The 4,202-nt window shown below is 79.2% G+C and carries 4 protein-coding genes and 1 pseudogene; 3 read left to right on the top strand and 2 right to left on the bottom strand.

Translation table 11 applies throughout. The features are described from left to right. Both AB6N23_RS17530 and AB6N23_RS17525 read left to right on the top strand, forming a co-directional pair. Positions 1-638 (top strand): annotated as a pseudogene (locus tag AB6N23_RS17530) (hypothetical protein); the annotation flags it as partial. Further along, positions 635-2,278: a DUF5719 family protein gene (locus AB6N23_RS17525; protein ID WP_412867252.1), complete on the top strand. Its 1,644-nt coding sequence runs from the start codon at positions 635-637 to the stop codon at positions 2,276-2,278. The pseudogene AB6N23_RS17530 and the gene AB6N23_RS17525, both read left to right, overlap by 4 nt. Positions 2,279-2,389: 111 nt before the next feature. Here AB6N23_RS17525 and AB6N23_RS17520 read toward each other — a convergent pair whose 3' ends face one another. Both AB6N23_RS17520 and AB6N23_RS17515 read right to left on the bottom strand, forming a co-directional pair. Then, on the bottom strand, positions 2,390-3,271 hold the full coding sequence (locus AB6N23_RS17520) for a glycosyltransferase (RefSeq protein ID WP_412867251.1): 882 nt from the start codon (positions 3,269-3,271) through the stop codon (positions 2,390-2,392). A gap of 12 nt (positions 3,272-3,283) precedes the next feature. Continuing rightward, positions 3,284-3,823, bottom strand: a complete 540-nt coding sequence (locus AB6N23_RS17515; protein WP_412867250.1) for a metallopeptidase family protein — start codon at positions 3,821-3,823, stop codon at positions 3,284-3,286. An 86-nt stretch (positions 3,824-3,909) separates the two neighbouring features. On the opposite strand from AB6N23_RS17515, the gene AB6N23_RS17510 reads away from it, so the two are divergent. Continuing rightward, the coding region (locus AB6N23_RS17510; RefSeq protein ID WP_412867249.1) for a DUF3499 domain-containing protein at positions 3,910-4,202 on the top strand (293 nt) is incomplete at its 3' end.

Raw genomic sequence — 4,202 nt, 5'->3', positions numbered from 1 at the left:
GGGTTTGTGTGGGGTGGGCTGGTTTTTTTTTATCCGCGCCCGCGGGGGGGGGGGGGGGCGGCGCGGCCGGCGACGTCGCGACGTCGCTCGCCGCGCTCGGCGTCGCGGACGTCCTCGTGCCGGCACCCGGAGCCGACGACGCCGGCACCCGGGAGGCCCGCGCGCGGCTCGTCGGCACGCTCGACGCGACCGCCGGTCTGGAGCGCGTCACCCACGACGGCGCCGGCACGCTCTGGCGCGTGCGGCCCACCGACGGCGACGTCGTCGCGGCGTGGGCGCGGATCGTCCCCGCCCCGGGCGGGGCGACGGACCTCGACGACCTGGCCGTCGACGCGCAGGTCGTGCCGTCGGCGCGCCGCGCCGTCGACGTCGACGTGCCGGCCGGGGACGCGGACCGTGTCCTCGTGCTCGCCGAGCGCGCCGACGCGGGCTGGTCGGCGCGGCTCGACGGGCGCCGCCTCGAGCCCGTCGAGGCCGGCTGGCGGCAGGCCTTCGCCGTCGGCACCGACGGCGGTCGCCTCGAGGTGCGGTACGACGCACCCGGGCGCACGCCGTGGCTCGTGGCGCTCGGCCTGACGACGCTCGTGACCGTGCTGCTGGCGCTCCCGCTGCGCCGGCGACGAGGGGTGCGCACATGACCGCCGACGACCGCACGCCCGACGACAGCACGCCCGACGACAGCACGCCCGAGGGCACGGCTGCCGCCCGTCCCCGGGGTGGGCGCGTCCCGCGCGTGCTCGGCGGCCTCGCGGTGCTCGCGCTCGCCGGTGGCGCCGTCGCGGCGGGCGTGCACCTGGGCGTCGCCGACGCCGTCCCGGTCGCGGCGGCGGACGTCGACACCCCGCCGACCCCGACGACCCTCGCGTGCGCCGGCACGCTGCAGCCGCCGCCCGAGCGTGAGCGCGGCGACGACGCCTTCGACCCGACGCCCGTGGCCCCGGCCACGACGGTGGACGCGGTCGTCGCCGCGGGACCCGGCGCCGGGCCGGCGGAGGTGCTGCCGCCCGGGCCCGGGGACGCGACCGACCGGCTCACGGCCGGCGGCGGGGTGCTGCGGCTCGACCGCGTCGGCGACCCGCTCGTCGTGCGCGGCGCCCCGGCGGACACCGCCCCGGTGCTGGCGGCGGCCACGACCTCGCTCGTCGGCGCGGGCGACCTGCGCGGGCTGTCGGCGGCGTCGTGCGCGCAGCCCGGCGTCGACGACTGGCTCGTGGGCGGCGCGACCACCGTCGGCGCGACGGCCACGCTCGTCCTGACGAACCCCGGCCTGACGACGGCGGAGGTCTCGCTGGCCGTGTGGGGCCCCAACGGCCCGGTCGAGCCGACCACCGACCGGCACGTCGTCGCACCGGGCGCCACCGAGGTCGTCGACCTCGGCGGCGCGGCGGCCGAGCAGCGCGGCGTGGTGGTGCACGTGACCACCACCGGCGGGCAGGTCGCGGCGCACGTGCAGGACTCGGCGGTGGAGGGCTTCACGCCCGCCGGCACCGACCTCGTCGTCCCGGGTCGCGGGCCGGCGCAGCGTCAGCTCGTCCCGGGCGTCGTGGTCGAGGAGTCGCAGGTCGGCGCCGAGGTCGGCCCCGCCGTGCGCCTGCTCGCGCCGGGCGAGGAGGGCACGACCGCGCGCGTCACCCTGCTCGGCCGCGACGGCCCCGTCGACCTCCCCGGCGTCGACGAGGTGGAGCTGGCCGCCGGCACGGTCGTCGACGTCCCGCTCGCGGGCCTGCCGGCGGGCGCGTGGACCGTCGTCGTCGACGCCGACGAGCCGGTCGTCGCCGCCGCGGTCGTCACCCGCACCGGCACGGCGGGCGAGCTCGACGACCGGCCGCGCGTCGAGCGGGCGTGGTCCGCCGCGACGTCGGCCGGCACGCCCACCGACGCGCCCGCCGACGGGCACGGCGCCGTGGCCCTGCCCGCGGGCGTCCGGGCGACCCTCGTCGTGGGCGCCGTCGCGGACGGCGGGGACCCGACCGCGACGGGCGCCGGCCGTGCGCGCCTGCACGTGCTCGACGACGACGGCCGCGTGCTCTCGGAGCACGACGTCACGGTCGACGCCGGCACGACGGGCTCCTGGGCGGTCGCCGACCTGGCCCCGGGCGCCGCGGACGCCGCCGGGCTGGAGCTCGAGGTGCGGGGCGGCGCGGACGTCGTCTGGGCCGTGCAGCTCGAGGTCGCGCAGCAGGACGGGCCGCTGGTGTCCGTGCTGACGCCGGTGCCGGTGGCCGACGCGGCCGCGACGCTGCGGGTCCGCGAGGACGGGCGCGCGACGCGGGGCTGACCCCGGCCCGCGGCGTCCGGAGGGGCGGCCTCGTGGCCGGGCGGGGCCGTGACCAGGCAGGGTCAGGACCGGCCAGGACCGGTCGAGGCGCGCCGGGTCGAACGGACCGGCTCAGGCCGTCCCGGTGGACCGGAGCTGTGCGCGCTCCCGCAGCGTGAGCCCCGCGCCGATCGCGACGCGCAGCGGCGCCTGCCACCAGTGCCGGTAGCGCCGGTGCAGGTACTGCCGCGCGCTCGCGTGGTGGGCGCGGATCATCGGGGCAGGCTTGTCGCGCCACGAGGTGCCGCCCACGTGGGTGACGCGCACGTCGGGCACGTAGAGGTTCTCCCACCCGGCGCGGCCGAGCCGCTCGCCCAGGTCGACGTCCTCGAAGAACATGAAGTACGACTCGTCGAAGCCGCCGACCTGCTCGAACGCCTCGCGGCGCAGCACGAGGCACGCGCCCGACAGCCAGCCGGCCTCGCGCAGGTAGCCCCCGACCGACTCCTGCCGCGCGTGGTAGGCGCGGGTCCAGGGGTTGTCCGGCCAGACGCGGGCGAAGACCGCGTGGCCGGCGCCCTGGCGCAGCGACGGCAGCGCGCGGGCGGACGGGTACATCGTCCCGTCGGTGTTCAGCAGCATCGGTCCGAGCGACCCGGCGCGTGGCTGGTCGTCGCCGGCGTCGAGCAGCTCGTCCAGCGAGCCGGGCGTCCACTCGAGGTCCGAGTTGGCCACGACGAGCCACGGTGCGGTCGCGCCGCGGGCACCGGCGTTCGCGCCGGCCCCGTACCCGAGGTTGGAGCCGGGCACGACGAGCCGGCCACCGGCCTCGGCGACGACGGCCTCGGCGACGGCGTGGTCGGTGCCGTTGTCGACGACGACCAGCTCGACCGGGTGCGTCGAGGCGGCCGCGAGCGTGCGGGCGAAGCGGCGGAGCTCGTCACCGGGGTGGTAGACGACGCACACGACGCGGACACGGGGGGCAGCCGGGGGGACGGCGGGGGACGCGCTCATCGACGACCCAGCCTAGTGGCCCTCGTCGTACCCGGGGTCCACGTCCTCGGGCGAGCGTCCGAGGAGGTGGGCGACCTGCTCGACGACGACGTCCCGCACGAGGTCGGGCAGGTCGGCGGCGTCGTGCGCGCGCGCCTCGACCGGCCGGCGGTAGACGACGATCCGGTGGGGGAGCCCCGTGTCGGCGGGGAAGTAGCGGCCGAGCGGCACGCCGCCGCTCTCCCACGGCGCCGGGTCGGACGGCGGCACGTCCTCCACCGCGAACTCCACGCCGTCGAGCTGGCGCGCCCAGCGGCGCTCGAGGTCCTCGACGGCGTCGAGCACCAGGTCGTCGAAGCGCTCGGCGCGCGTGCGGTAGCCCGGCGTGCTCATCGGCAGCACCGGTCCGCGCAGGCCGCGGCCCCGGCGGTCGCGGCGGCGGACGGCGCCGACGCGCGGCGCGGACGTGGGCAGGTCGGCGCCGCGGCGCGCGGGCAGGACGCGGTCCGGCGCGCCCGGGGTCGCGCTCGAGGAGGACCCCGGGACGGGACGGGACGGGCCGGCGGGGCTCATCCGGCCACTGTACGTCGGCGCGACACGGCGGTGCCGACGGGCGTGCGCGCACCCTCGCGCGCGGGCCCACGGGGTACCGTCTGCACGTGAGATCCGTCCGGCAGTGCTCGCGCACGGCGTGCCCGCACGCTGCGGTCGCGACGCTCACCTACGTCTACGCCGACTCGACCGCGGTGCTCGGCCCGCTCGCGCAGCTCGCCGAGCCGCACTCGTACGACCTGTGCGTCGAGCACGCCGAGCGGCTGACCGCCCCGCGCGGCTGGGAGGTCGTCCGGCTGCTGCCCGACCTCGAGGCCGCGGCACCGAGCCACGACGACCTGCTGGCGCTCGCCGACGCGGTGCGCGAGGCGGGCCGCCGCCGCGCGCCCGAGCCGTCGCC

Source organism: Cellulomonas pasadenensis (genome assembly GCF_047229365.1).
Taxonomy (GTDB): domain Bacteria; phylum Actinomycetota; class Actinomycetes; order Actinomycetales; family Cellulomonadaceae; genus Cellulomonas.
Note: the sequence above shows the minus strand (reverse complement) of the source record. Positions and strands in the feature narration are given on the sequence as shown.